Origin of the sequence: Salifodinibacter halophilus (genome assembly GCA_012999515.1) — a bacterium.
Lineage (GTDB): Bacteria > Pseudomonadota > Gammaproteobacteria > Nevskiales > Salinisphaeraceae > Salifodinibacter > Salifodinibacter halophilus.
Genome location: JABEEB010000536.1, coordinates 1 through 247, shown reverse-complemented (window position 1 = coordinate 247; position 247 = coordinate 1). Strand labels below are relative to the sequence as shown.

Below are 247 nucleotides of genomic sequence, written 5' to 3'. Positions count from 1 at the left end.
CACCGCCAGCGGCGAGCCCACCGGCGCCTGGTCGCCGAGCTTGTACGGCAGGCTGTCGACCACGCCGTCGCGCGGCGCCAACACATCCAGCTTGCCGAACGTCACCTGCTGCACCGCGGCCTGGGCCTGGGCAGCGGCGAGCGCGGCGCGGCCCTGGGCGATGTCTTCGCGGCGGTTGCCGCGTTCGAGCTCGAGCAAGGCCGCTTCGGCCGCGCGCACCTGGGCCACGGCGTTGCCGGCGGCGGCG

Annotated in this window: 1 protein-coding gene; it reads right to left on the bottom strand. The window is 76.5% G+C overall.

The features are described 5' to 3' along the window. A partial coding sequence (locus HKX41_12745; protein NNC25003.1) for a hemolysin secretion protein D occupies nucleotides 1-247 on the bottom strand: 247 nt, incomplete at both ends.